Genomic DNA, 24,283 nt, shown 5'->3' with positions numbered 1-24,283 from the left:
CAGGGCGGTTCTATCCTTCAAATTCTGCACCTTGGCCCGCGATGCCCGAAATGGCAGAGACGGACCGAGTCGGTTATAGGACGAACGGCTTGTCCTGGTGTCTACAACTACACCATCCGTCCAGCCCTATCGACCAAACCGCCAAAATTGGCCCCTCACGGGTTCAAGAGCGACGGATGGCGATGGACCACCCCATAGCGGACAGTCATCATATCGTGACAACCGGTAACGGAGAGGCCAGACCTATCGATTCCCCCCAAAGGGCACACCGACCCCAGATCCACCCAAAAGTGGGCAAGAGTGAGGAGAGTTGGGCTGGTTGTCCCATTTTTACCTTTAGCTGCGACTTGGCGTCAACGGTGAGTAGTGTCACGTTCGTGGGGTATTGACCCGAACCAGGACCTAGGTCCCGGCCGGCCGAACACGGAACTCACACCCGTCTCGCCCCGCCCCCTCACTGAGCCCGCGTCACACCCCCGCCATTCCCCCGAGCTGAGCCACGGTCAGTTCCCTTGCCGGCCCACCCGTCAGTTGGCCTGCCGCAGCGCCAGCACCTCGCGCCAGCGCCGCGCCACCGCCTCGTACGCCCGCGCCGCCCCCTGGGCGTCCCCGGCCCGCAGCGCCGCCAGCCCGTCGGCCACCTCGGCGGCCGAGTGGTCGGCCGCCAGCCGCTCGCCGTCGATCGCGTGCACCAGCCCGCCGTAGTCCAGCTCCACCAGCGAGCGCGGATGGAACTCCTCCAGCCAGCGCCCCACCTCCTCCGCCCCGAGCGCCAGCGGTGTGCCCTTCAGCTGCTCGCGCAGCACCCGGTAGGCCCGGGCCACCCGGCGCCGGGCCTGCGCCATCGAGGTCAGATAGAAGAGCGCGGCGGGCTGCCCCGGCTGTGCCGCGGCCCCGGGCTCGGCCGGCAGGTAGTGCCGCTCCTCGTCCCCGAACGGCAGGAACCAGCGCAACGGCACCTCCCAACGGCTGGTCAGGATCCACGGCCGGGCGTCCGGATGGTCCGCCCGCCAGCGGGACTGCGCCGCCTGCGCCTGCTCCCGGACCGCCTGCGGCAGCACGGTGTCCAGCAGCGCCACCGGCAGCGAGTCACGCAGCTCGTCCAGCGCCTGCCAGCTGCGCAGCCGGGTCGCCCACGGGCAGACATAGGTGACCGCGTCGAGGAGCCGCACGAAGGCCTGCTCGCTCTCCCTCCCCCAGCCTTCGGCCGGGGGCGCCCCCATCGGCAGCGCCCACGGGGGTCGGGGAAGCAGTTCGGCGAGCGCCCCCCGCTGCGCCTCCAGCGCCGCCCGCGCCACCGGTTCACCGGCCGACGCCGCGTCAGGTCCGCGATCGGCCAGGTACGCCTGCCAGCGGGCCCGTTCCGGATCGGGATACGCCGCCAGCGGCTCGTACACCCGCAGGTGGGCGGCGTAGGGCGGCAGCACGGAGGTCTGCACAGCGGTCACGTCCTGCATCGTCGCACGGGCCACCGACCGGCCGGGCGGGATCGGTCCGATCCGAACGGTCCCGGCGGCGGCGTCCAGGATCCGAACAAGGGGCAGCCCCGCGCCCGGGCCCCGGACTACGCTTCGCGGTAGATGCCCGCACCACAGCAGCGGGCCAGCAGATACTGGAGTCACCACAGTGACCGACGTACGCACCGTATCCGCGACGCACCCCGCACCAGGTGTGCTGAGCCGGATCTTCCGTACTGAGCAGGACGGCGTCCCGGGCGACGGGCACGAGCAGGTCGTGCTCTGCCATGACCGGACCTCCGGCCTCAAGGCGATCATCGCCATCCACTCGACCGCGCTGGGCCCCGCCCTCGGCGGCACCCGCTTCCACCGGTACGCCACCGAGGAGGAGGCGCTGGAGGACGCGCTGCGGCTCTCCCGCGGGATGAGCTACAAGAACGCGCTGGCCGGCCTCGACCTCGGCGGCGGCAAGGCCGTGATCATCGGCGACCCGACGGCCAAGGGCGAGGGCGGCGACAAGTCCGAGGCGCTGCTGCGCGCCTACGGCCGCTTCGTGCAGTCCCTGGCGGGTCGTTACATCACGGCCTGTGACGTGGGCACCTACGTCCAGGACATGGACGTCATCGCGCGCGAGTGCGACTACGTCACCGGCCGCTCCCCCGAGCACGGCGGCGCCGGCGACTCCTCGATCCTCACCGCCTTCGGCGTCTTCCAGGGCATGCGGGCCTCGGCCCAGGCCCGCTGGGGCCAGCCGACGCTGCGCGGCAAGCGGGTCGGCGTCGCGGGCGTCGGCAAGGTCGGCCACTACCTGGTCGGCCACCTGGTGGCGGACGGCGCGAGCGTGGTCATCACCGACGTCTCCGAGGCCGCCGTCAACCGGGTGCGGGCCGCCCACCCGGACGTCGAGGTGGTCGCCGACACCGCGGCGCTGCTGGGCGCCCAGCTGGACGTGTACGCCCCGTGTGCGCTGGGCGGCGCGCTGGACGACGCGACGGTCGCGCAGCTGACCGCGGCGGGCACCTCGGTGGTCTGCGGCGCGGCCAACAACCAGCTGGCCCACCCGGGTGTGGAGAAGGACCTGGCGGACCGCGGCATCCTCTACGCCCCCGACTACCTGGTGAACTCCGGCGGCGTGATCCAGGTGGCCGACGAGATCGACGGCTTCAACTTCGAGCGCGCCAAGAACAAGGCCACCAAGATCTTCGACACCACGCTGGAGATCTTCACCCGGGCCACCGCCGACGGCGTGCCGCCGGCCGTCGCCGCCGACCGGCTGGCGGAGCGGCGGATGCGCGAGATCAGTGCTCTGCGCACGATCCTGCTGCCCGGCGCGCGCAAGGCCTGACCGGAGCAGCCGACCGGTCCGCATCACTTCGCATCACAATGTGGAACCGGATTCACCGGATATCCCCCGATCGGGCGCCCCGAACGCCACGGTCGGGGGATAATCGGTCGGAGAACGACGGTCCCGGACACCCACCGGGCCACTGCGAATGCCCGGAAACACCCGCCCGACCAGGAGAGACCTGGTCCCGGGGGGCGACAGTGCGCGCCACGTCACACCGGCGACGTACCGTCCGAGGGCGGAAACAGGTACCGTTGATGCTCCAAGGGACGGCTCTCCCGCTTCGGGCAAGCCGCTCCTGATCATGAACACGTGTCAGACTCGGGGCCGTGAGCCCCATCGTTGAGGGGGTCGACCCATGGGGCGCGGCCGGGCCAAGGCCAAGCAGACGAAGGTCGCCCGCGAGCTGAAGTACAACAGCGGCGGCTTCGACGCTAACCGTCTGTCCAGCGAGCTGGGCGTTTCACCCGTTCCTTCGATCAACCCTGAGCCGGTTGAGGAAGAGGACGAGGAGGACGACCCCTACGCCGCTTACGCGGAGTACTACAACGACGACGATGACGAGGACGAGCAGGAGGCGGAGGTCGGCCACCACCAGGCCCGCCGCCGAGCTTGACCTCAGGTCCTGACCGGCCCGAGCGCCAGCGCGCCGGGCCGGTTTTCGGCGTGTCCGGGCACCGTCGGCGCCAGACCCTGCCGGGCTGACCCTCAGGTCCCGGAAACGCCGGAGGGCCCCCGTAGGGGCCCACCGTCCGTCCAGTGGCTACGCGTACTCGCCGTACAGCGCCGCGCCCGCCGCGTGCTCCGCGTCGCGGGCCACGATGTCGCCCAGCAGCCAGGCCTCGACGTCGCGGTCCGCCAGGATCGACAGCACCACGTCGACCGACTCCGGCGGGACCACGGCGACCATGCCGATGCCCATGTTGAGGGTCTTCTCGATCTCCAGGGTCCGCATCCGGCCGACCTCGGCGACGGTCTGGAAGACCGGCAGCGGGGTCCAGGTGCCGCGGTCCAGGCGGGCGTGCAGGCCGTCCGGGATCACCCGGGCCAGGTTGGCCGCCAGGCCGCCGCCGGTGACGTGCGAGAAGGCGTGGATCTCGGTGGCGCGGGTGAGCGCCAGGCAGTCCAGCGAGTAGATCCGGGTCGGCTCCAGCAGCTCCTCGCCCAGCGTGCGGCCGAACTCGGCCACCTCGCGGTCGAGCTTCCAGCCGGCCTCGTTCAGCAGCACGTGGCGGACCAGCGAGTAGCCGTTGGAGTGCAGCCCGGAGGCGGCCATCGCGATCACCACGTCGCCGGCCCGCACCCGGTCCGCACCGAGCAGCGCGTCGGCCTCGACCACGCCGGTGCCCGCGCCCGCGACGTCGTACTCGTCGGGGCCCAGCAGGCCCGGGTGCTCGGCGGTCTCGCCGCCGACCAGCGCGCAGCCGGCCAGCACGCAGCCCTCGGCGATGCCCTTGACGATCTGGGCGACCCGCTCCGGGTGGACCTTGCCGACGCAGATGTAGTCGGTCATGAAGAGCGGCTCGGCGCCGCAGACCACCAGGTCGTCGACGACCATGCCGACCAGGTCGTGGCCGATGGTGTCGTGCTTGTCCATGGCGGCGGCCAGCGCGACCTTGGTGCCGACGCCGTCGGTGGCCGAGGCCAGCAGCGGGCGCTCGTAGCGCTTCAGGGCGGAGATGTCGAAGAGGCCGGCGAAGCCGCCGAGGCCGCCGACCACCTCGGGCCGGTTGGTCTTCTTCACCCACTGCTTCATGAGCTCCACCGCGCGGTCGCCCGCCTCGATGTCGACTCCGGCGGCGGCGTAGGTGGCGCCACTCTCGTTGCTGGTCACTGCTGCGGCCCTCTCGGGTCAAGTGGGGGTTGCTGACAGCGGCGGGGCCCCGGTCGGGGCCCCGCCGTCAGGGTCTTACGGGCGGCGCAGCGCGTCGGCCGCGCCGTGGCCGCCGAGCAGGGACTGCACCCCGTCGAGATCGGAGCTGGTCGGCTTGCCCCGGGTGGCGGGCGGCTGCTGACTGCCGGCGATCTCCGCTTCGAGCAGCAGCTTGCCGAGCAGCGCCGGGTCCGGCAGCTCCATCGGGTACTCGCCGTCGAAGCAGGCCCGGCAGAGCCGGTCCTTGGGCTGCTTGGTGGCCTCGATCATGCCGTCGATCGAGATGTAGGCGAGCGAGTCGGCGCCGAGCGTCCTGCCGATCTCCTCCACCGTCATGCCGTTGGCGATCAGCTCCGCGCGGGTGGCGAAGTCGATGCCGAAGAAGCAGGGCCACTTCACCGGCGGCGAGGAGATCCGGATGTGCACCTCGGCGGCGCCGGCCTCGCGCAGCATCCGCACCAGCGCGCGCTGGGTGTTGCCGCGCACGATCGAGTCGTCCACGACCACCAGGCGCTTGCCGGCGATGACCTCGCGCAGCGGGTTGAGCTTGAGCCGGATGCCGAGCTGACGGATCGTCTGGCTGGGCTGGATGAAGGTGCGCCCGACATAGGCGTTCTTCACCAGGCCGGAGCCGTACGGGATCCCGCTGGCCTCGGCGTAGCCGATCGCGGCGGGGGTGCCGGATTCGGGGGTGGCTATCACCATGTCGGCCTCGACCGGGGCCTCGGCGGCCAGCCGGCGGCCCATCTCGACCCGCGAGAGGTGCACGTTGCGCCCGGCGATGCTGGTGTCGGGGCGCGCCAGGTAGACGTACTCGAAGACGCAGCCCTTGGGCTTGGCCTCGGCGAAGCGCGAGGAGCGCATGCCGTTCTCGTCGATGGCGATCAGCTCGCCGGGCTCCACCTCGCGGATGAAGCTGGCGCCGCAGATGTCCAGGGCCGAGGTCTCGGAGGCCACCACCCAGCCGCGCTCCAGGCGGCCGAGCACCAGCGGGCGGATGCCCTGCGGGTCACGGGCCGCGTAGAGGGTGTGCTCGTCCATGAAGACCAGCGAGAAGGCGCCCTTGACCTCGGGCAGGATCTGCCGCGAGGTCTCCTCGATGGAGAGGTCCGGGTACCCGGCGAGCAGGGCGGTCAGCAGGTCGGTGTCGTTGGTCGCGGCGGTCCGGCCGGAGCGCGAGACGTGCTCGGTTCCGGGCAGATCGGCGACCATCGCCGCGAGTTCGGCGGTGTTGACCAGGTTTCCGTTGTGGCCCAAGGCCAGCGAACCGTGAGCGGTCGCCCGGAAGGTCGGCTGGGCGTTCTCCCAGACCGAGGACCCGGTGGTCGAGTAGCGGGCATGTCCGACGGCGATATGCCCGTGCAGGGATCCCAGCGAGGCCTCGTCGAAGACCTGGGAGACGAGTCCCATGTCCTTGAAGACGAGAATCTGGGAGCCATTGCTCACCGCGATACCGGCGGATTCCTGTCCGCGGTGCTGCAGGGCGTAAAGGCCGAAGTACGTGAGCTTGGCGACCTCCTCGCCGGGAGCCCAGACACCGAAGACGCCGCAAGCGTCCTGGGGGCCTTTCTCGCCGGGAAGAAGATCGTGGTTGAGTCTTCCGTCACCACGTGGCACGTCTTCGAGTCTAGGGCAGTTGGCACAGGCTTCGGCAGTCAGGCATGGGTCCGGCCTGGCGATTTGCCCGGCGACGCGCGTAGAACAGGCCCCTTACCATGCCGCCCGGGCAGGCAGGACAGGGAAACCGGAGGTGTCCGCGTGACCCTGATCACCCAGGGGTCGGTCAGAGCCAGTTCGAGTCGGTGCGGGCCGGTCCGGGTCGGTGCGGGTCATCTCATGGGCAGCAGCAGGCCCCAGGCGGCCGGGCGGGCGGTCCAGGTCCGGGTGGGCACCGGGCCCGCCGGGCAGCCGTCGGCCTCGTAGCCGAAGGTGCGGCCGGCCACCGTGACGCTGGAGGCGCGCACCCGCAGCAGCGCTCCGCCCGGCCCCGAGGGCCGCACCACCACCTCGACCGCGGCGGAGTCGGCCGGCAGTCGCAGCGCGACCAGCCGCAGGCCCCGCCCCGGGCCGGCCAGCGCTCGCCCGTCCGCCTCGACCCGCAACCGGGCCTCCTGGGACTCCACCTGCTCGGCCGCAATCAATTTCGCCCAGAGCGAACGCCAGCCGCCCGAATGGCCGTGCCGCCGGCCGGGGATCCGCACCTCCCCCAGCACCACCCCGTCGCCGTCGTCCAGCAGCAGCCCCAGCTGCCTGGGCACCCCGCCCAGCACCGCGCGGGCCGCCGCCACCGGCTCGACCGGCACCCCGAGCGAGCGGGCCAGCGCCACCGTCCGCCCCGGCCCGACCGGCACCAGGCCCAGCGGGCCGGCGCCCAACTCGCGCTGGTGGTGCAGCGCCTGCACCACCCGCTGCAGCGCCAGGTCGGAGCCGACCACCACCGGACGGCGCCTGCCCCGGTGCGCGAGCACCCGGTCCAGCTCGGCCGCACTCTCGGGCACCACCACCTTCACGTCCGCGCCCCCCGAGAGCACATCCCGGGCGATTCGCACCGCCTCCCCGTCGGCTTCCTTGGCCGCCGGATCGAGCAGCACGAGAAGCGGGATGCCGCCAGGCGGCCCGGCTGCGTCGGAGGGTCGGGGTGCGGGCGTGGACAGGGACGACACGACCGGTCCTTCCTCAGGTAATCTCTCGGTGCAAGAGCCCCTTGCGCTATTGCGCCAGGGGCTTCGTCTATCTCGGGGCATACTGCGGCCTACGCAGGATGCCCCAACCGGAAGGGGTGTACGCCTGTGCCGGCACTCGTGCTCGTTGGTGCCCAGTGGGGAGACGAGGGCAAGGGGAAGGCCACGGACCTCCTCGGCGGCTCCGTCGACTACGTCGTTCGCTACCAGGGCGGCAACAACGCCGGTCACACGGTGGTCATCGGCGACCAGAAGTACGCGCTGCACCTGCTGCCTTCCGGCATCCTGAGCCCCAACGTCGTGCCGGTGATCGGCAACGGCGTGGTGATCGACCCGGGTGTGCTGCTGGCCGAGCTGGCCGGGCTGAACGAGCGCGGCATCGACACCTCCAAGCTGCTGATCTCGGGCAACGCCCACCTGATCACGCCCTACCACCGCACCCTGGACAAGGTGGTCGAGCGCTTCCTCGGCAAGCGCAAGATCGGCACCACCGGTCGCGGCATCGGCCCGGCCTACGCCGACAAGATCAACCGGATCGGCATCCGGGTCCAGGACCTGTTCGACGAGTCGATCCTGCAGCAGAAGGTCGAGGCCGCGCTGCACGACAAGAACCAGATCCTGGTCAAGCTCTACAACCGTCGCGCGATGCCGGCCGACCTGGTGGTCCAGGAGTACCTGGCCTACGCGGAGAAGATCCGCCCGTTCCTGGCCGACACCACGCTGGTGCTCGACCAGGCGCTGAAGGCGAACAAGGTGGTGCTGCTGGAGGGCGGCCAGGGCACCCTGCTGGACGTGGACCACGGCACGTACCCGTTCGTCACCTCCTCCAACCCGACCTCGGGCGGCGCCTGCACCGGCGCCGGTATCGGCCCCACCAAGATCGACCGGGTGATCGGCATCCTCAAGGCCTACACCACCCGGGTCGGCTCGGGCCCGTTCCCGACCGAGCTGCTGGACGCGGACGGCGAGGCGCTGCGCCGGATCGGCGGCGAGCGCGGTGTCACCACCGGCCGTGACCGCCGCTGCGGCTGGTTCGACGCGGTGATCGCGCGCTACGCGACCCGGGTCAACGGCCTGACCGACTTCTTCCTCACCAAGCTGGACGTGCTGACCGGCTGGGAGCAGATCCCGGTCTGCGTGGCGTACGAGATCGACGGCAAGCGCGTCGAGGAACTGCCGTACAACCAGTCGGACTTCCACCACGCCAAGCCGATCTACGAGAACCTGCCCGGCTGGAGCGAGGACATCAGCAAGGCCCAGACCTTCGCCGACCTGCCGAAGAACGCGCAGGCCTACGTGAAGGCGCTGGAGGAGATGTCGGGCGCGCCGATCTCGGCGATCGGCGTCGGCCCGGGCCGCACCGAGACGATCCAGATCAACTCGTTCATCTGACGCTTCGCGCGCACAAGGGCCCCGCACCTCGGTGCGGGGCCCTTTTCGTCGCGTCCGTTTTCACTTTTGTACTAGATCAATAGAACATTGCATCTAGTACTTACCCCGGCTACCGTGGCGGCCATGAGCGCGAAGACCCTGTCGCGCGTCAACTGATCAGAGGAGTAGCCCCCATGTGGAAGTGCGAGGTCGTCGACGGCACGGAACTGGACGTCGAGGAGGTGGCCGCGCTCTACCGGGCCTCCACCCTCGCCGAACGTCGACCGGTCGAGGACGGCGCCCGTTTCGCCGGCATGGTCCGCGGGGCGAACCTGGTGATCACCGCGCGGGCAGCCGGTCAGCTCATCGGCATCGCTCGCTCCCTGACCGACGGCGTCTACGCGACGTACCTGTCCGACCTCGCCGTCGACCAGGCATTTCAGCGTCAGGGCGTAGGCCGCGCCCTCATCCAGGCGACCCGCGACGCCGCGCCACAGGCTTCCCTCGTGCTGCTGGCCGCGCCGGCGGCGGTCGGGTACTACCCGCGCATCGGGTTCACGCAGCACAACTCGGCATGGGTCATGGAACGCGCGGCCGGCTGACGAGCGGCCGACCGCCGGCCGAGGCCCGTCGGTCGAGGCCCGTCGGTCGAGGCCCGTCAGTCGAGGGTTCAGTCGAGGGTGAGGACCACCTTGCCCTGGGTGCGGCCCGAGCCCACCAGCTCGAAGGCCTGCGCCACCTCGGCCAGCGGCAGCCGCGCGGCGACCTCCACGCGCAGTTCCTTGCGCTCGATCAGCTCGACCAGGCCGCGCAGCCCGAGCTGGTCCGGCTCGACCAACACGTCGGTGATCCGCAGGCCCCTCGCCCGCGCCTGCTCGGCCGCCTGCGGGTCCACCCCGCCCGGCACCGCCACCAGCAGCCCGCCCTCGCGCAGGGTGCGCAGCGAGCGCAGCTGGTGCTCGGGGTCGCCGATGTTGTCGACCACCAGGTCGAGCTCCGCGACCGCCTCCTCGAACGGACCCGCCGTGTAGTCCAGCACCTGGTCCACACCGAGCGAGCGCAGGAAGTCGTGCTTGGCCGCCCGCGCCGTCCCGATCACGTACGCGCCCCGGGCCTTGGCGATCTGCACCGCGAGGTGGCCCACCCCGCCGGCGGCCGCGTGCACCAGCACCCGCTGGCCGGGCGACACCTGCGCGGTGTCCACGATGATCTGCCAGGCCGTCAGCCCGGCCAGCGGCAGCGCGGCCGCCTCGGCGTGGCTCAGCGCGACGGGCTTGCGCACCCAGTGGCGCGAGGGTGCGGTGACGTACTCGGCGAAGGCGCCGGCCAGCCGCGGGAAGTTGGGCATCCCGAGGACCTCGTCACCGACCGTGAGCGTGGTGACCCCGAAGCCGACCGCCACCACGGTGCCGCTGACGTCCCAGCCCAGCGTGTAGGGCGGCTCGCCGTAGTACCAGGCCAGGCCCTCGCCCCGGCTGGTCTTCACGTCGACCGGGTTGACCCCGGCTGCGTGCACCTTCACCAGCACCTCGGTCGGGCCGGGCTCGGGGCGGTCGGTGCGGGCGATCCGCAGGACCTCGGGAGTGCCGAAGAGATCCTGGGTCACGGTGTTCATCTGCGTCGTCATGGCCCCAGCCTGCTTCGGCCGGCCCGCCGACCGGTAGACGGCACCTGCGGGTGCCTGCTCGGAATACCGGCCGCCACCCCGCGGGTTGCCGCGTTCATGAACGACGACGACCAGGACCCCTGCCCCTGCCGCCCGCTGCTGGACCGCCTGGGCGACCGCTGGTCGGCCCTCCTGCTGGTGACCCTGCAGCAGGGTCCCGCCCAGTACGGCGACCTGCACCGCCGGATCGGCGACATCAGCCGCAAGATCCTCACCGAGAAGCTGCGCAGCCTGGAGCGCGACGGCCTGGTCACCCGCACCGTCCTGGGCGGTCCCGTGCTGCGGGTCCGCTACGAGCTCAGCCCGCTCGGCCTGAGCCTGGCCGAACCGCTGGACGCCATCCGCGGCTGGATCGACCGGTACCAGCCCTCCGTCGAGGCGAACCAGCGCGCCTACGACGCGGCCAACCCCGCCCCGGGCGTCACCGAACTGCGGCGGCGCCGCGCGGTGCCGCAGCTGCAGCTCGCCCGGGGCTGACCGAGCGCGAGGTCGTGGCGGCAGTGGCGGCAGCATCCGCTGACGACAGCACGGGGCAGTCCGGTGAGCCGGTCCGGGGGAATCATGACGAGCAGGGCCCAGCGGCGCCGACGCCCACAGCCAGGACGCCGCACGGTCGAGCCGGACCGGCGAGTGGTGTCGCTGCTCGCCAAGGCGGGGCCGGACGGCGTTCCCGCCCGGGTCGGTCGACGACGGATCCGCACCGGGCACGCGATGCTGGCGCTGGCCACGGCTACGGGCATCTGCCTTCCCGCCCTGCTGGAACGCTTCGGCGCGATCGGCACCGGCGCGCCCCTGGTGGGTCTGTGCACCACCCTCGTGGCGGCCGTGCTCCTGCCGGCGCTGCATGACACCTGGACCGTCGCGCAACACGGTCCGGATTCCCTGCTGGCCAGCGCTCGGACCCTGCTGGGCCCCCGGACCGTGGATCTCGCCGAACTGACGCGCATCCGCCGGGTGCGCATGCCCGGCAGGAACGGAGGGATCGACCAGCTCTGGCTCACCGACCGCTCGGGCATCTTCCTCCTGACGGACGACCCCGGAGTCATTGCCTCGGTCGCCTCGCTGGTCGGCCACGAGCAGCCAGTCGAGCCGAACGTCCGCGTCTCCAGATCGGCGGCAGTGCTGCTGGGCCTGGAAACACCCGGTCGCGCCTACCGAGTCGCCCGCGTTGTGCTCGACTTCGCCGTGGGACTCTACGCACCGGGCGCCGCCGCCGGCCTGGGCGCCTTGGCCACCTGGGGCCTCGCGGTCGCGTAAGCATGGTCCGGACCGACCGGCCCCGGGCAGCGGTGCTACCGCCAGCGCTCGATAGTGCTACCACTGACGGCCATGAGTAGCAGTGCAGGTAGGACCGCAAGTAGAATATCGGCATGAAGATCAGCGTCAGCCTGCCCGAGGCGGATGTCGCCTTCCTTGACGAGTACGGGGCCAAGACCTCCAGTGACTCGCGCTCCGCCGTGATACACGCCGCGATCGAACTGCTCCGCGCCGCCCAGTTGGAGGACGACTACCAGCAGGCATGGCAGGAGTGGGGACGGGACGAGTCCACCTCCCCGTGGGAAGACACCATGGAGGACGGCCTCTCCGATGCTGCGCGGTGACATCTACCTGATCGACTTCGACCCGGTGCGCGGGAGCGAGGCGAACAAGGCCCGGCCCGCCGTCATCGTCTCGAACGACTCCGCCAACCGGTCCGCCGGCAGGCACGGCCGCGGCGTACTGACGGTTGTGCCGATTACCTCCAGCACAGACCGGGTCTTCCCCTTCCAGGTCCTGCTCGACGCCGCCTCCTGCGGGCTCGACCACGATTCCAAGGCGCAGGCCGAACAGGTCCGCGCCGTCTCGGTCGAGCGCCTGCTGCACCGGCTCGGTTCACTCTCGCCGGCGCTGCTCGCCCGACTCGACGCCGCGCTGCGCCTGCACCTCGCCCTGTAGCCGACGGGTCAGCGCGCCCCGAGGCCGGCGGAATGCCGTGGTACGTCGGTGCGGTTGGATGAGGACATGGCTTCTCGTGCACGTGTCCGCGCCCCTGAACTCGTCGGCGCCGGTGGTTGGCTCAACACCGGCGGCAAGGATCTGACCCTTGCCGACCTGCGAGGCAAGATCGTCGTCCTGGATTTCTGGACCTTCTGCTGCATCAACTGCCTGCACGTCCTGGACGAGCTGCGCGAGTTGGAGGAGCGGCACCGCGACACGGTGGTGATCGTCGGGGTGCACTCGCCCAAGTTCGTGCACGAGGCCGAGCACCAGGCGGTGGTGGACGCCGTGGCGCGGTACGAGGTGGAGCACCCGGTGCTGGACGACCCGGCGCTGGCCACCTGGAAGCAGTACGCGGTGCGGGCCTGGCCGACGCTGGTGGTGATCGACCCCGAGGGGTACGTGGTCGCGCAGCACGCGGGTGAGGGGCATGCGCACGCGATCGAGCGGCTGATCGAGGAGTTGGAGGCCGAGCACGAGGCGAAGGGGACGCTGCGGCGCGGGGACGGCCCGTACGTGGCGCCGGAGCCGGTGGCGGGGGCGCTGAAGTTCCCGGGCAAGGCCGTGCGGCTGGCGGACGGCCACTTCCTGGTGGCCGACTCGGGGCACCACGCGCTGGTCGAGCTGGCCGAGGACGGCGAGACGGTGGTGCGGCGGATCGGCGACGGCGAGCGCGGGCTGGTCGACGGGGCCGAGCCGCGGTTCAGCGAGCCGCAGGGTCTGGCGCTGGTGCCGGCCGGGCTGGAGCTCGGGTACGACGTGGTGGTGGCCGACACGGTCAACCACGCGCTGCGCGGCGTGCGGCTGGCGGACGGCACGGTGACCACGCTGGCCGGCACCGGCAAGCAGTGGTGGCAGGGCTCGGCGACCGAGGGCCCGGCCCGCGAGGTGGACCTCTCCTCGCCCTGGGACGTCGCCTTCTTCGACGGCCGGGTGTGGATCGCGATGGCCGGGGTGCACCAGCTCTGGGCCTACGACCCGGTGGCCGGCACGGTCGGCGTCGCGGCCGGCACCACCAACGAGGGCCTGGTCGACGGTCCGGCGGCCGACGCCTGGTTCGCCCAGCCCTCGGGCCTGGCGGTCTCGGCGGACGGCGAGAAGCTCTGGGTGGCGGACAGCGAGACCTCGGCACTGCGATGGGTTTCACGTGAAACACGGTCCGTGCACACCGCCGTCGGCACCGGTCTCTTCGACTTCGGCCACCGCGACGGCGCCGCCGAACAGGCGCTGCTCCAGCACCCGTTGGGCGTCACCGTGCTGCCGGACGGCTCGGTGGCGATCGCCGACACCTACAACCACGCGCTGCGCCGTTACACGCCGCCGACCGAGGAGGGGGCCACCGGCGAGGTCAGCACGCTGGCCACCGACCTGCGCGAGCCCTCAGGGGCGGTGCTGGTGGACGGGGACATCGTGGTGGTGGAGTCGGCCCGGCACCGGCTGACCCGGCTGCGACTGCCCGAGGAGGCGGTGCGGGTCGAGGCGGTCGCGCACCGCACCCAGCGCGCCGCGACCGAGGTGGCCCCGGGCACGCTACGCCTGGACGTGGTCTTCACCGCGCCGAGCGGCCAGAAGCTGGACCTGCGCTACGGTCCCTCGACCCGGCTGCTGGTCAGCGCCACCCCGCCCGAGCTGCTGGTCTCCGGCGCGGGCCCGGACACCGCGCTCTCCCGCGAGCTGGTGCTCTCCCCCGAGGTGACCGAGGGCGTGCTGCACGTCTCGGCGATGGCGGCGTCCTGCGACGACGACCCGGCGATCGAGTACCCGGCCTGCCACGTGCACCAGCAGGACTGGGGGGTGCCGGTGAAGCTGGTGGCGGGCGGCGCGACCCGGCTGCCGCTGGTGCTGGCGGGGATGGAGTGACGGATGGTCAGGGGGTGGCGGAAGCCGCCCCCTGACCAGGCGTCAGGCCGCTGGGAGGTCAGCCCTCCATGAAGGCCTTCAGCGCCGAGGCCAGCAGGTACGGGTCCTCGGCGCCGCACAGCTCGCGCGCCGAGTGCATGGACAGCGCGGCGATCCCGCAGTCCACCGTGGTGATGCCGAGCCGGGCCGCGGTGATCGGGCCGATCGTGGTCCCGCAGGGCATCGCGTTGTTGGAGACGAAGACCTGCCACGGCACGCCCGCGCGCTCGCAGGCCTGAGCGAAGATCGCCCGGCCCACGCCGCTGGTGGCGTACCGGTTGTTGACGTTGACCTTGAGGATCGGCCCGCCGTTGGGCATCGGCTGGTGCCCCGGCTCGTGCCGCTCGCTGTAGTTGGGGTGGACGGCGTGCGCCATGTCCGAGGAGAGACAGACGGTGCCGGCCATCGCCCGGGCCCGGTCCTCGACGCTGCCGCCGCGCGCGTGGACGCTGCGCTCCAGCACGTTGCCGAGCAGCGGGCCCTGCGCGCCGGTGTCCGACTCGCTGCCGGTCTCCTCGTGGTCGAAGGCGGCCAGCACCGGGATGTACGGCAGGCTGCCGGCGCCGCTCCCGGTGGCGGTGGCGACCAGCGCGGCGGTCGCCGCGTGCACCGAGAGCAGGTTGTCCAGCCGCGGCCCGGCCAGCAACTCGCGGTCGCGGCCCAGGTAGGCGGGCGGCTGGACGTCATGGGTCATCAGATCCCAGCCCGCCACCTGGTTCGCGTCCAGTCCGGCACGCTCGGCGACGTAGGAGATCAGGCTCCCCTCGTCCACCTGACCCAGACCCCAGATGGGAGTCAGATGCCGCTGCTTGTCCAGCTTCAGCCCGTCGTTGACGCCGCGGTCGAGGTGGATCGACAGCTGCGGGACGCGCAGCAGCGGCTCGTCCAGTTGCACCAGCCGGGTCGACCCGTCGCGCAGCACCAGCCGGCCGGAGAGCCCCAGATCCCGGTCGAGCCAGGTGTTCAGCGGCACCCCGCCGTAGATCTCCACCGCCACCTGGCGCCAGCCGACCGAGCCGGTGTCCGGCACGGGCTTGACCCGCAGGTTGGGCGAGTCGGTGTGGGTGCCCACCACCCGGAACGGCGTGGCCGGGACCGCTGCCTCGGGAACGAACCAGGCGATCAGCGCACCGCCCCGCACGACGTACTTCCCGCCGGCCGTGCCCTCCCACATGTCGGTCTCGGCGACCTGCCGGAAGCCCGCCTTCTCCAGGCGCTCGACCGCACCGGCCACGGCGTGGAACGGGGACGGGGCGGCGGCCAGATACGCGATCAGGTCGTCGGTGTGGGTCCGGTCGAAGTAGACCGGGCGGTCGGCGGTCGACATGCTGCTCCTGGGTCGAGGGGTTGCGGGGAGCCGGTGGGGAAAGGGGCCTCCCACCCGAGCATATGCCCGTACATCGTCAGGACGGTCAAGAGTAGGTATTGCGCACCGCCACCGGGCACACACCGGGCACCCGGCCCCCGCGCGGGGCCCTCAGAAGCACTGTGGGGCCCGCGCTTTCGCGCGGGCCCCACAGTGCTGAGGGTTGGTCAGGCGGTCTTCAGGAGCCGTCGGCTCAGAACGCGTCCTCGGCCAGCTCCATGACGTCCAGGTCGACGCTCTCGGCGATCAGCCGCTGGGCGCTGACGGTCGGCAGGATGGTGCGGGCGAAGAACTGGGCGCCGGCCACCTTGCCCTGGTAGAAGGCGAGCTCCTTGCCGGTGGCGCCGGCCTCGATCTTGGCCAGCGCGACGGCGGCCTGGCGCAGCAGCAGCCAGCCGACCACCACGTCGCCGGAGACCAGCAGCAGACGGGTCGTGTTGAGACCCACCTTGTGCATGTTCTTCACATCGTGCTCGACCGCGGAGAGGTCGGCGAGCAGCTTGCCGACGATGGCCTCCAGGTCGCCGGCGGCCTTGCCGAGCAGCTCGCGCTCGCCGGCCAGGGCGTCGCCGCCCTCGCCCGCGCCGAGGAACTTCTGGATCTGCTCGGAGACCGCGGTGAGCGCCTGGCCGCCGTCCTTGACGATCTTGCGGAAGAAGAAGTCCAGGCCCTGGATCGCGGTGGTGCCCTCGTAGAGGGTGTCGATCTTGGCGTCCCGGATGTACTGCTCGATCGGGTACTCCTGCAGGAAGCCGGAGCCGCCGAAGGTCTGCAGCGACTGCGCGAGCTGCTCGTAGGACTTCTCCGAGCCGTAGCCCTTGACGATCGGCAGCAGCAGGTCGTTGAGGCGCTCGGCGGCCTCGTCCTTCTCGCCGCGCAGGCGGGCGGCCATCATGTCGTCCTGCACCGAGGCGGTGTAGAGGACCAGCGCGCGCATGCCCTCGGCGTAGGCCTTCTGGGTGAGCAGCGAGCGGCGCACGTCGGGGTGGTGCGTGATGGTGACGCGCGGGGCGTTCTTGTCCATGAAGTTGGCGATGTCGGCGCCCTGCACGCGCTCCTTGGCGTACTCCAGCGCGTTCAGGTAGCCGGTGGAGAGGGTGGCGATGGCCTTCGTGCCGACCATCATCCGGGCGAACTCGATGATCTTGAACATCTGGCGGATGCCGTCGACGGTCTCGCCGACCAGCCAACCCTTGGCCGGGTGCTTGGCGCCGAAGGTCATCTCGCAGGTGTTGGAGGCCTTCAGGCCCATCTTGTGCTCGACGTTGGTGGCGTAGGCGCCGTTGCGCTCGCCCAGCTCGCCGGTCTCCCAGTCGAAGTCGAACTTGGGGACGATGTAGAGGCCCAGGCCCTTGGTGCCCGGCTTGCCGCCCTCGGGGCGGGCCAGCACCAGGTGGATGATGTTCTCGGACATGTCGTGCTCGCCCGAGGTGATGAAGCGCTTCACACCCTCGATGTGCCAGGAGCCGTCCTCCTGCTTGATCGCCTTGGTGCGGCCGGCGCCCACGTCGGAGCCCGCGTCGGGCTCGGTGAGCACCATGGTGGCGCCCCAGAGCCGCTCGGTCATCAGCTTGGCGACCTTCTGCTGCTCCTCGGTGCCCTCGTCGAAGACGACGCCCGCGAAGGCCGGACCGGAGGAGTACATCCAGATGGCCGGGTTGGAGCCCAGGATCTGCTCGGCGTAGGCCCAGATCAGCGAGGACGGGGTGACCTGGCCACCGATCTCGGCCGGGATGCCCAGGCGCCACCACTCCGCGTCCATGTACGCGTTGTAGCTCTTCTTGAAGGTCTCCGGGATCGGCGCGGTGTTGGTCTCCGGGTCGAAGACCGGCGGGTTGCGGTCGGTGTCGATGAAGGAGGCGGCCAGCTCGTTCTCGGCCAGGCGCGAGATCTCGCTGAGGATGCTCTTCGCGGTGTCGACGTCCATGTCGGCGAACGGCCCGGTGCCGTACACCTGGTCGCGGCCGAGCACCTCGAAGAGGTTGAACTCCACGTCCCGCAGGTTGGACTTGTAGTGACCCATGACCGTTTCTCCGGTTCGTCGCTTCCGGGTGTGCCCATTGCTGCTCGGACGCCTTCATACTGGGACGCCCCTACCCGCCAGTAGACATCATGATGCTACCGGTTAGTAACTTCTTCAAGCCTTTCACGGTGAAACCGGCGTGAACGTAGTCACGTCGCGGACGCCGTCCATCGGGTCCCGCATCCGTGGGATCCCGACAGGACCATCCCAGCGCACCTTGTCCGGTTCGCCCGCCCCGCGCGGCGGGCGCGGTTCGCTAGCCTGTCCGTGTGTACGGCTACGAGCAGAGCGCGAACGGCGGCTACCCGGGCAACCCCTACCAGCAGGCGGGGCAGCCCGGCATGGGCGGCATGTACGGGCAGCAGGCCTACGGCACGCCGACCGGCGCCGGGGCAGCATACGGCGAGCAGCAACAGGCCGCCGGACAGTCGCTCTACCCCGAGCCCTCGCCGCCCTCGCTCGCGGACGCGGTGCGCGCCTTCACCACCGGCTCGATGCCGGTGGAGGACTTCCAGGCGATCTTCATCACCTCCAAGGTGCACTGCCCGCGCGGCGACCGCCCCGGCTTCCTGGCGCTGCACAACACGCCGACGCCGGTGATCCCGATGTTCAGCTCGGTCAAGGAGCTGCGCCGGTACGCGGGCAAGGAGTCCAAGTACTTCACCGTCTCCGGCGCCGAGGTGCTGGACCTGCTGCCGACCGGCTACGGCTTCGCGCTGGACATGGAGGGCGACCACCGGATGGTGTTCGACGCCAAGGCCGTGGAGCAGATGGTCGACTTCACGATGCGCCGGATGTACGGCTGACCCAGCCCCCTCGCGCGCCCCAGCTGCCCTCGTCGTCCACGGCGGGGGCAACTTCTTGACGTCATGGTTGAAGATTCAACTTGCTTCTTGTTGAGCATTGAACTAATCTCTGGGTTGTAGGCCAAGCACCCCCGAGAAGGAGGCCGACATGCCCGCCGTGACCGTCGAGAACCCGCTCGTTCTGCCGCGTATCGCGGTCCCCACCGAAGGCGCCCAGCCGCGTCCCGTGCTGGCGGTGTCGACCGCCCTCAGTGGCTTCGAAGGCGAGGGCTTCCCCGTCCGCCGCGCCTTCGCCAAGATCAACCAGAAGTACCTGGACCCGTTCATCATGATGGACCAGATGGGCGAGGTGGACTACGCGGCCGGTGAGCCGAAGGGGACCCCTTGGCATCCGCACCGCGGCTTCGAGACGGTCACCTACATCATCGACGGCACCTTCGTGCACCAGGACTCGCACGGCGGCGGTGGCGTCATCACCGACGGCGACACCCAGTGGATGACGGCCGGCTCCGGCCTGCTGCACATCGAGACCCCGCCGGAGTCGCTGGTGATGTCCGGCGGCCTCTTCCACGGCTTGCAGCTGTGGGTGAACCTGCCGGCCGCGGACAAGATGATCGCGCCGAAGTACCAGGACATCCGGGGCGGCAACGTGAAGCTGCTCGCCTCGCCGGACGGCGGCGCGCTCGTCCGACTCATAGCCGGTGACATCGGTGGCCACCAGGGCCCCGGCGCCACGCACACGCCCATCACCATGATCCACGTGTCCGTGAACCCCGGCGCCGAGGTCACGCTGCCGTGGCGGCCCGACTTCAACGGCCTGGCCTACGGCCTCGCCGGCAGCGGCTCGGCGGGCCAGGAACGGCGCCCGTTCCACATGGGACAGGCCGTCGTCTTCGGCGAGGGCGACTCCCTCACCATCCGCGCGGACGACACCCAGGACTCCCGCAGCGCCAACTTCGAGGTCGTCCTCCTGGGCGGCGAGCCGATCCGGGAGCCGGTCGCCCACTACGGCCCGTTCGTGATGAACAGTCACCTCGAGCTGCAGCAGGCGATGGAGGACTTCCAGTCGGGGAAGTTCGGGCATCCGATCGACTGATTGTCGGTCAACTTGACTGGGCGGCAGCTATATTGACCAGCTGCCGCCCTTTCCGGTTTCTTGGGGGAACCATGAGCCGGTTTTGGGAAGCAGATCCAATCGCCGTACTGCTGCGGCCTGTTTGATGCGATCGTGGCTCGGTGGCGCTTCCGGCTACCAGCCGTTCGTGTCAGCCGAACAGATTCGGCTCCAGACGCGGTAGCGTCGGCCTGCTGCCCGTTCACTCCGCCCTGTGGGGGTATCCGCCATGAAGCTCGGCCTGCACTACTGGAAGTACTCGACGCCCGAGGACCCCGCCAAGATCGCCTCGACGCTCGCGCGTACGGCGCGGATCGCCGAGCAGGCGGGGGTCGACCGGTTCACCGTGATGGATCACTACTTCCAGATGGAGACCCCGCACTCCACCGCCGAGGAGCCGATGCTGGAGGGGTACACCACGCTCGGCTACGTGGCGGCGGTGACCGAGCGGATGCAGCTCGGTCTGATGGTCACCGGTGTGATGTACCGGTACCCGGGGCTGCTGGCGAAGATCGTCAGCACGCTCGACGTGCTGTCCGGCGGCCGTGCGCAGTTGGGGCTCGGCGCCTCCTGGTACGAGCGGGAGCAGCGGGCGCTCGGGGTGCCGGTGGTGCCGGTGAGCGAGCGGTTCGAGCGGCTGGAGGAGACGCTGCAGATCTGCCTGCAGATGTGGAGCGAGGAGAACGGGCCGTACGAGGGTCGGCACTACCAGCTGGCCGAGACGCTCTGCGTGCCGCAGCCGCTGCGCAGCCCGCGGCCGCCGATCATGATCGGGGGCAGCGGCGAGAAGAAGACGCTGCGGCTGGTGGCCAAGTACGCCGACGCGTGCAACCTGTTCGGCACCGGCGTCGCGGACGTCGCGCACAAGCTGGAGGTGCTGCGGGCGCACTGCGACACCGAGCAGCGCGACTACGCGGCGATCGAGAAGACGGTGATGTGCAGCCGCAGCCCGGTGCTCGGCGATCTGGACACCTTCCTGAGCGAGGCCGAGCAGTTGGCGAAGCTGGGCGTCACCGAGTTGCAGGTGGTGCCCGAAGCGGGCCAGGACCCGGTCGAGTTCGCGCAGCAGATCGCCGAGCACCTGCTGCCGCGGCTGGCCCGGATCGGCTGACCCGCCGAGCAAGAAGTCGTTCAGGCGAAGAGCTTCGCCACGAACGCCTCCAGGTTCGCCACCATCCTCTCGATCTGCTCGGCCTGGCTCAGCGACTCCTCGAAGCGCGCGCCAGGCTCGGGCAGTTGCTTGCCGCGCACGTAGAGCGAGCAGGCCAGGTCGGTGCACATGTAGGCACCGACCGAGTTGCCGTCGCGGCCGCCCTGACCGGCCTTGCGGGCGGACATCAGCGAGACGCCGCTGCCCGGGTGGGTGGTCAGGCAGAGGCTGCACATGCTGCGGCGCAGGAAGCCGCGCTGCTGGGCCGAGTAGCGCAGCGTGACGCCGGTCGGCCCGTCCGCCCGGGGCAGCACCAGGTAGGCGCGGTCGGGGGCACCCGGATCGCGCCAGCCCAGGAAGTCCAGGTCGTCCCAGGGGCGTTCGTCCAGATCGCGCGGGACTGCCAGGCGCTTCGCCTCGCCCTTGGAGCAGTTGACGAATGACGTGCGAATATCCTGCTCGGTCAGTGCCTTCATGAGGACGACGCTATGTTGCCTATACTTCCTAGGCAACTGGTTAATGACCATAGGAGACAGTGGATGCCCCGAGCCGGACTGACGGCCGAGCGCGTGGTGCTGGCGGCGGCGGAACTCGCCGACCGGGTCGGTCTGGACGGCGTCACCCTGTCCGCACTGGCGCGCGGCTTCGGGGTCAGGGACGCCAGCCTCTACTCGCACGTCAGGAACGTCCAGGACCTGCGCACCCGGCTCACCCTGCTGGCCGGCGGCGAGCTGACCGACCGGATCGCGCTGGCGGTGGCCGGGCGGTCCGGCAAGGAGGCGCTGGCCGCCTTCGCCCAGGCCTACCGGGAGTACGCGCTGGCCCATCCGGGCCGGTACGCGGCCAGCCAGCTGCCGATGGACCAGGCCCTGCTGGCCGCCTCCCCCACCGCCCAGCGCTCGATCGAGATCACCTACGCGATGCTGCGCGCCTATGACCTGGCCGACCCGGAGCTGATCGACGCCGGCCGAATGCTGCGCGCCACCCTGCACGGCTACGTCACCCTGGAGGCGGCCGGCGGCTTCGGGCACGCCCGTCCGGTGCAGACCTCCTGGGAGCGGGCCATCGACGCGCTGGACCTGGTGCTGCGGCGGTGGCCGGCCGCGAACAGCCGCTGACACAACGTCAGATCACGCTGGACAGCGGGCCGTCGCTGATCCAGGCTGAAGCCATGAGCGACGCACCTGTGGCCGTGGTGACCGGCGGCAATCGTGGGATCGGGCTGGAGACCTGCCGCCAACTCGCCGCCCTGGGGCACCGGGTGGTGCTGACCTCGCGGGACGCCGGCAAGGGCGAGGCCGCCGCCCGGCGACTGGGCGGCGAGGTCGAGGCCTACGAGCTGGACGTCACCAGCGTGACGGGCGCCGAGGCGCTGGCCGAGCATCTCGCCGCGCGGTACGGGCGGCTGGACGCGCTGGTGAACAACGCGGGGATCAACTACGACACTTGGCAGCGGGTCTCGACCGCCGATCTGGCTCAGGTGCGGGAGACCGCCGAGACCAACCTGTACGGACCGTGGCAGCTGGCCCAGGCGCTGCTGCCGCTGCTGCGGGCCTCGCGGCACGGGCGGATCGTCAACGTCTCCAGCGGGGGCGGCGCGCTCGCCAGCCTCGGCCCGAGCACCCCGGCGTACTCGATCACCAAGCTCGCGCTGAACGGTCTGACCCTGATGCTGGCCGCCGACCTGCGCCAGGACGGCATCCTGGTCAACGCGGTCTGCCCCGGCTGGGTCGCCACCGACATGGGCGGCAGCGGCGGCCGCCCGGTCGCCGACGGCGCGGCGGGCGTGGTCTGGGCCGCCACCCTGCCGGACGGCGGCCCGAGCGGCGGGTTCTTCCGCGACCGGGCCCGGATCCCCTGGTGAGCCGCCGACCAGGGGCTGCCTGCGGGCGGGGCCTCAGATGATCGCGTAGAGCGCGCTGGCGTCGTCCTGGGCCTTGCCGCGCGGCAGCCGCTCGCAGCGCGGGTCCGCCGCCTCGACCTCGCGGACCCGGTCGATCAGCGCCGCCGGACCGGCGTCGGCCAGCAGGCGCAGCGCCTCGCTCCAGTCGCCCAGCGCGAACCGCTCGGCGTAACGGGCGGCGCCGTCGGTGACCGCGGCCAGCGCGCGCAGCGAGTCGAGCCGGACGAAGCCGGTCTCGGCATGTGCGACGGCCTTCGGGCTGGCGGCGGCGATCCACGGGCCGCGCCCGGTGTTGCGCACGGCGCGCACCGCGAGCGCGTAGCGCAGGTGCAGCGCGGCGCGCTCGGCGCTGCCGTGCTCGGCCTCGACCAGCGAGCGGCGCAGGCTCTCGCCGGCCGGGAAGGGCTGGTTGTCGCCGATCACCCGGGGCGGGCCGCTCTTCGGTTCCAGGACCAGCAGCGAGTCGCCGAGCACCAGGTACTCCAGCGAGGGGCCGTGCAGCCGGGCCGCGACCACCATGGCGGCCGGGGTGCCCGGGTGGGCCAGGTCGCAGCGGCCGCCGTGCAGCGCGGCCGTCTCGACGATCGCGTCGGCCAGGCACTCGGTGATGCTCCGGTCCGACCGGTCGGTCAGCCGCGCCAGCAGGTGCACGCCCAGCCGGCGGGCGTACCAGGCGGTGCCGTGGCGGCAGCCGGACTCCATGCCCTCCGGTGAGCTCGATCCGTCGAGCAGCACCAGGGCCTCGGGGGTGGCCGCGGCGAAGTCCTCGTTCTCCCGCCCCGGCTGCGCCGGCTGACCGGCCAGTTGCACCTGCATGCCGTCAGTGTGCGCGGCCGAGCGGCCGTAGCGACAGCCCTCGGCAGGGGGCTTCGCTCGTACGGGGTGCGGTGGCAGCGACTTTGACTTTCACATAGCGTCACATCTCAGACATATCGCCCAGAGTAGAGGTGGAGTCGAGATGTGGTGGCAGGCGCTCGTGGTGACGGTGGCCAGCTTCGCATTCCCAACGATGGCACTGCTGTACTTCATCGGCGGGCCGAACTGGCGCGATCAGCGCGGTCCGCGGCACGCCGCGACGGGCCGTCCGGCGGCTCCCGAGGCCCGTGGGAACTGACGGCACGTCGGTCCCCGGGCATGGGACAGTGGCAGGCAGCACGACCAGGCACCGGTTCCATCCAGGAGGTCCGTATGAGCAGCAGCGACGCAGCAGCCATGGAGAGCGAGCAGAGCCCCGAGGTGCCCGCGAACGCCGCACCGGGCGCCGAGGAGGGCGACGGGCAGGAGGCCGGAGCGGATGACGTGAAGGCGAAGTTCCTGGCCGCTCTGCAGCGCAAGCACGGCACGAAGACCGACGGCGCGGGCGGCGGGCCCGGTGGCGACTCCAAGATCCACGGGGCGCACAGCGCGGCCGGGGGCAAGCGCACCTTCCGGCGCAAGAGCGGCGGCTGAGCCGGCGGCTCCAGCCGGGGGGGGGGGGGGGGGGGGGCGGGGGGGGGGGGGGGGCCGCCCCCGGGGCGGGGGGGGGGGGGGGGGGGGGGGGGGGGGGGGGGGGGGGGGGGGGTGCGGCTCAGCTGCCGAGGGTGGCGACCAGCACGGCCTTGATCGAGTGCAACCGGTTCTCGGCCTGGTCGAAGACGATGGAGTGCGTCGAC

General features: G+C 71.3%; 24 protein-coding genes. 15 read left to right on the top strand and 9 right to left on the bottom strand.

The genetic code is table 11. The features are described 5' to 3' along the window. Positions 1–527 precede the first annotated feature (527 nt). Positions 528–1,457 carry a hypothetical protein gene (locus ABH937_RS35940; protein WP_280691793.1) on the bottom strand — a complete coding sequence of 310 codons (930 nt, stop codon included), beginning with the start codon at positions 1,455–1,457 and terminating at the stop codon, positions 528–530. 169 nt (positions 1,458–1,626) lie between these two features. Here ABH937_RS35940 and ABH937_RS35935 point away from each other — a divergent pair, with 169 nt between their 5' ends. Next, a complete protein-coding gene (locus ABH937_RS35935; RefSeq protein ID WP_280691792.1) occupies positions 1,627–2,802 on the top strand; it encodes a Glu/Leu/Phe/Val dehydrogenase dimerization domain-containing protein in 1,176 nt (391 codons plus the stop codon). A gap of 358 nt (positions 2,803–3,160) precedes the next feature. Further along, positions 3,161–3,418 (top strand): DUF3073 domain-containing protein, encoded by a 258-nt coding sequence (locus tag ABH937_RS35930; protein WP_280691791.1) that lies wholly within the window; start codon positions 3,161–3,163, stop codon positions 3,416–3,418. A gap of 147 nt (positions 3,419–3,565) precedes the next feature. Here ABH937_RS35930 and purM read toward each other — a convergent pair whose 3' ends face one another. The 3 genes from purM to ABH937_RS35915 all read right to left on the bottom strand — a co-directional run bounded on the left by purM (position 3,566) and on the right by ABH937_RS35915 (position 7,338). Further along, complete coding sequence (gene purM / locus ABH937_RS35925; RefSeq protein ID WP_280691790.1) at positions 3,566–4,636, bottom strand: phosphoribosylformylglycinamidine cyclo-ligase; 1,071 nt, start codon at positions 4,634–4,636, stop codon at positions 3,566–3,568. Between the two features lie 75 nt (positions 4,637–4,711). Beyond that, positions 4,712–6,292: an amidophosphoribosyltransferase gene (gene purF / locus ABH937_RS35920; RefSeq protein ID WP_280691789.1), complete on the bottom strand. Its 1,581-nt coding sequence runs from the start codon at positions 6,290–6,292 to the stop codon at positions 4,712–4,714. A 212-nt stretch (positions 6,293–6,504) separates the two neighbouring features. Next, entirely contained in the window at positions 6,505–7,338 is an 834-nt protein-coding gene (locus ABH937_RS35915; RefSeq protein ID WP_348533682.1) for a diacylglycerol kinase, read from the bottom strand. A 126-nt stretch (positions 7,339–7,464) separates the two neighbouring features. On the opposite strand from ABH937_RS35915, the gene ABH937_RS35910 reads away from it, so the two are divergent. Both ABH937_RS35910 and ABH937_RS35905 read left to right on the top strand, forming a co-directional pair. Beyond that, positions 7,465–8,748 carry an adenylosuccinate synthase gene (locus tag ABH937_RS35910; protein ID WP_280691788.1) on the top strand — a complete coding sequence of 428 codons (1,284 nt, stop codon included), beginning with the start codon at positions 7,465–7,467 and terminating at the stop codon, positions 8,746–8,748. Between the two features lie 173 nt (positions 8,749–8,921). Beyond that, complete coding sequence (locus tag ABH937_RS35905) at positions 8,922–9,329, top strand: GNAT family N-acetyltransferase (protein WP_280691787.1); 408 nt, start codon at positions 8,922–8,924, stop codon at positions 9,327–9,329. Positions 9,330–9,397: 68 nt separating this feature from the next. Here the strand turns inward: ABH937_RS35905 and ABH937_RS35900 are convergent, their stop codons facing one another. Further along, positions 9,398–10,354, bottom strand: a complete 957-nt coding sequence (locus ABH937_RS35900) for an NADP-dependent oxidoreductase (protein WP_280691786.1) — start codon at positions 10,352–10,354, stop codon at positions 9,398–9,400. 96 nt (positions 10,355–10,450) lie between these two features. On the opposite strand from ABH937_RS35900, the gene ABH937_RS35895 reads away from it, so the two are divergent. The 5 genes from ABH937_RS35895 (at position 10,451) to ABH937_RS35875 (ending at position 14,230) form a co-directional block, all read left to right on the top strand. Next, positions 10,451–10,870, top strand: a complete 420-nt coding sequence (locus ABH937_RS35895) for a helix-turn-helix domain-containing protein (RefSeq protein ID WP_280691785.1) — start codon at positions 10,451–10,453, stop codon at positions 10,868–10,870. A 156-nt stretch (positions 10,871–11,026) separates the two neighbouring features. Next, a complete protein-coding gene (locus ABH937_RS35890; protein WP_280691784.1) occupies positions 11,027–11,650 on the top strand; it encodes a hypothetical protein in 624 nt (207 codons plus the stop codon). Positions 11,651–11,763: 113 nt separating this feature from the next. Continuing rightward, complete coding sequence (locus tag ABH937_RS35885; RefSeq protein WP_280691783.1) at positions 11,764–11,994, top strand: antitoxin; 231 nt, start codon at positions 11,764–11,766, stop codon at positions 11,992–11,994. Further along, a complete protein-coding gene (locus ABH937_RS35880; RefSeq protein ID WP_280691782.1) occupies positions 11,981–12,328 on the top strand; it encodes a type II toxin-antitoxin system PemK/MazF family toxin in 348 nt (115 codons plus the stop codon). Before ABH937_RS35885 ends, ABH937_RS35880 begins: the two co-directional genes overlap by 14 nt. A 66-nt stretch (positions 12,329–12,394) precedes the next feature. After that, positions 12,395–14,230, top strand: coding sequence for an NHL domain-containing thioredoxin family protein (locus ABH937_RS35875; protein WP_280691781.1), 1,836 nt, complete (start codon positions 12,395–12,397; stop codon positions 14,228–14,230). 58 nt (positions 14,231–14,288) lie between these two features. On the opposite strand, the gene ABH937_RS35870 is transcribed toward ABH937_RS35875, so the two are convergent. Beyond that, entirely contained in the window at positions 14,289–15,596 is a 1,308-nt protein-coding gene (locus ABH937_RS35870; RefSeq protein ID WP_280691780.1) for a M18 family aminopeptidase, read from the bottom strand. A gap of 232 nt (positions 15,597–15,828) precedes the next feature. Then, entirely contained in the window at positions 15,829–17,658 is a 1,830-nt protein-coding gene (locus ABH937_RS35865; protein ID WP_280691779.1) for an acyl-CoA dehydrogenase, read from the bottom strand. Positions 17,659–17,927: 269 nt separating this feature from the next. Between ABH937_RS35865 and ABH937_RS35860 the strand changes: the two genes are divergently transcribed. The 3 genes from ABH937_RS35860 (at position 17,928) to ABH937_RS35850 (ending at position 20,689) form a co-directional block, all read left to right on the top strand. Then, on the top strand, positions 17,928–18,464 hold the full coding sequence (locus tag ABH937_RS35860; RefSeq protein ID WP_280691778.1) for an SseB family protein: 537 nt from the start codon (positions 17,928–17,930) through the stop codon (positions 18,462–18,464). 148 nt (positions 18,465–18,612) lie between these two features. Further along, complete coding sequence (locus ABH937_RS35855; RefSeq protein WP_280691777.1) at positions 18,613–19,560, top strand: pirin family protein; 948 nt, start codon at positions 18,613–18,615, stop codon at positions 19,558–19,560. Between the two features lie 247 nt (positions 19,561–19,807). Further along, on the top strand, positions 19,808–20,689 hold the full coding sequence (locus ABH937_RS35850; protein WP_280691805.1) for an LLM class F420-dependent oxidoreductase: 882 nt from the start codon (positions 19,808–19,810) through the stop codon (positions 20,687–20,689). 20 nt (positions 20,690–20,709) lie between these two features. Here the strand turns inward: ABH937_RS35850 and ABH937_RS35845 are convergent, their stop codons facing one another. Next, positions 20,710–21,204, bottom strand: a complete 495-nt coding sequence (locus tag ABH937_RS35845; RefSeq protein WP_280691776.1) for an FBP domain-containing protein — start codon at positions 21,202–21,204, stop codon at positions 20,710–20,712. Positions 21,205–21,267: 63 nt separating this feature from the next. Here ABH937_RS35845 and ABH937_RS35840 point away from each other — a divergent pair, with 63 nt between their 5' ends. Then, on the top strand, positions 21,268–21,846 hold the full coding sequence (locus ABH937_RS35840; RefSeq protein WP_370220658.1) for a TetR/AcrR family transcriptional regulator: 579 nt from the start codon (positions 21,268–21,270) through the stop codon (positions 21,844–21,846). 53 nt (positions 21,847–21,899) lie between these two features. After that, entirely contained in the window at positions 21,900–22,592 is a 693-nt protein-coding gene (locus tag ABH937_RS35835) for an SDR family NAD(P)-dependent oxidoreductase (protein WP_280691774.1), read from the top strand. 33 nt (positions 22,593–22,625) lie between these two features. On the opposite strand, the gene ABH937_RS35830 is transcribed toward ABH937_RS35835, so the two are convergent. Next, positions 22,626–23,447, bottom strand: coding sequence for a protein phosphatase 2C domain-containing protein (locus ABH937_RS35830; protein WP_280691773.1), 822 nt, complete (start codon positions 23,445–23,447; stop codon positions 22,626–22,628). Between the two features lie 372 nt (positions 23,448–23,819). Here ABH937_RS35830 and ABH937_RS35825 point away from each other — a divergent pair, with 372 nt between their 5' ends. Next, positions 23,820–24,080 (top strand): DUF5302 domain-containing protein, encoded by a 261-nt coding sequence (locus tag ABH937_RS35825; protein ID WP_370146802.1) that lies wholly within the window; start codon positions 23,820–23,822, stop codon positions 24,078–24,080. The last annotated feature ends 203 nt before the right edge of the window (positions 24,081–24,283 follow it).

The organism is Kitasatospora sp. GAS1066B, from assembly GCF_041262605.1.
GTDB lineage: Bacteria > Actinomycetota > Actinomycetes > Streptomycetales > Streptomycetaceae > Kitasatospora.
The sequence above is the reverse complement of the archived record's forward strand: the minus strand, read 5'-3'. Positions and strand labels throughout refer to the sequence as shown.

What these genes read in the sequence shown, in the direction of transcription:
- ABH937_RS35940 (WP_280691793.1), bottom strand. Translation starts at nt 1,457, where the DNA reads ATGCAGGACGTGACCGCTGTGCAGACCTCCGTGCTGCCGCCCTACGCC.
- ABH937_RS35930 (WP_280691791.1), top strand. Translation starts at nt 3,161, where the DNA reads ATGGGGCGCGGCCGGGCCAAGGCCAAGCAGACGAAGGTCGCCCGCGAG.
- ABH937_RS35905 (WP_280691787.1), top strand. Translation starts at nt 8,922, where the DNA reads ATGTGGAAGTGCGAGGTCGTCGACGGCACGGAACTGGACGTCGAGGAG.
- ABH937_RS35900 (WP_280691786.1), bottom strand. Translation starts at nt 10,354, where the DNA reads ATGACGACGCAGATGAACACCGTGACCCAGGATCTCTTCGGCACTCCC.
- ABH937_RS35895 (WP_280691785.1), top strand. Translation starts at nt 10,451, where the DNA reads ATGAACGACGACGACCAGGACCCCTGCCCCTGCCGCCCGCTGCTGGAC.
- ABH937_RS35885 (WP_280691783.1), top strand. Translation starts at nt 11,764, where the DNA reads ATGAAGATCAGCGTCAGCCTGCCCGAGGCGGATGTCGCCTTCCTTGAC.
- ABH937_RS35880 (WP_280691782.1), top strand. Translation starts at nt 11,981, where the DNA reads ATGCTGCGCGGTGACATCTACCTGATCGACTTCGACCCGGTGCGCGGG.
- ABH937_RS35875 (WP_280691781.1), top strand. Translation starts at nt 12,395, where the DNA reads ATGGCTTCTCGTGCACGTGTCCGCGCCCCTGAACTCGTCGGCGCCGGT.
- ABH937_RS35870 (WP_280691780.1), bottom strand. Translation starts at nt 15,596, where the DNA reads ATGTCGACCGCCGACCGCCCGGTCTACTTCGACCGGACCCACACCGAC.
- ABH937_RS35865 (WP_280691779.1), bottom strand. Translation starts at nt 17,658, where the DNA reads ATGGGTCACTACAAGTCCAACCTGCGGGACGTGGAGTTCAACCTCTTC.
- ABH937_RS35855 (WP_280691777.1), top strand. Translation starts at nt 18,613, where the DNA reads ATGCCCGCCGTGACCGTCGAGAACCCGCTCGTTCTGCCGCGTATCGCG.
- ABH937_RS35850 (WP_280691805.1), top strand. Translation starts at nt 19,808, where the DNA reads ATGAAGCTCGGCCTGCACTACTGGAAGTACTCGACGCCCGAGGACCCC.
- ABH937_RS35845 (WP_280691776.1), bottom strand. Translation starts at nt 21,204, where the DNA reads ATGAAGGCACTGACCGAGCAGGATATTCGCACGTCATTCGTCAACTGC.
- ABH937_RS35840 (WP_370220658.1), top strand. Translation starts at nt 21,268, where the DNA reads ATGCCCCGAGCCGGACTGACGGCCGAGCGCGTGGTGCTGGCGGCGGCG.
- ABH937_RS35835 (WP_280691774.1), top strand. Translation starts at nt 21,900, where the DNA reads ATGAGCGACGCACCTGTGGCCGTGGTGACCGGCGGCAATCGTGGGATC.
- ABH937_RS35830 (WP_280691773.1), bottom strand. Translation starts at nt 23,447, where the DNA reads ATGCAGGTGCAACTGGCCGGTCAGCCGGCGCAGCCGGGGCGGGAGAAC.
- ABH937_RS35825 (WP_370146802.1), top strand. Translation starts at nt 23,820, where the DNA reads ATGAGCAGCAGCGACGCAGCAGCCATGGAGAGCGAGCAGAGCCCCGAG.